At 61.5% G+C, this 410-nt stretch carries 1 pseudogene; it reads right to left on the bottom strand.

Annotated features, from left to right (window positions below):
* Positions 1-371, bottom strand: a pseudogene (locus H0X91_RS34790) (conjugal transfer protein TraU); the annotation flags it as partial.
* Positions 372-410 lie beyond the last annotated feature (39 nt).

The raw sequence follows: 410 nt of genomic DNA, 5'->3' as shown, positions 1-410 counted from the left end.
TCCTGGTACTGCGGCAGGATGAAGTCCCCGCTGGTGATTTGCCCGGCGAACAGATACATAATCCCGGTTTTCAGCCTTCCTGCCGGCGTGGCATCTCCGGCCACCAGGTTCAGGTCAACGGCAATCAGGCTCGTGTCAGGGTTCAGGGCGAAACGTGTCCGGCCTGCCAGCATTCTGTACTCGCTGCGGGCGCTGGTCAGCGAACGCTGGATATAACTCAGCAGCAGCTCCTGTGAGCCGTCACGCTGCACGGTGCCGAAGGTGGTCCGGATGGCTTCAGTGGAGAGCAGACCGATCATGTCTGTCAGCTCCGGAACGGCCTGGTAGTGCGCCTGCTGCGCCTCTGCCTGATACCCTCTGTCGTGCAGCATATCCCGCACGTCGTACCAGGTGCAGAGACTCCACCACTC

Origin of the sequence: Burkholderia sp. 9777_1386, assembly GCF_015712265.1 — a bacterium.
Classification (GTDB): domain Bacteria; phylum Pseudomonadota; class Gammaproteobacteria; order Burkholderiales; family Burkholderiaceae; genus Burkholderia; species Burkholderia cenocepacia.
The sequence above is the reverse complement of the archived record's forward strand: the minus strand, read 5'-3'. Positions and strand labels throughout refer to the sequence as shown.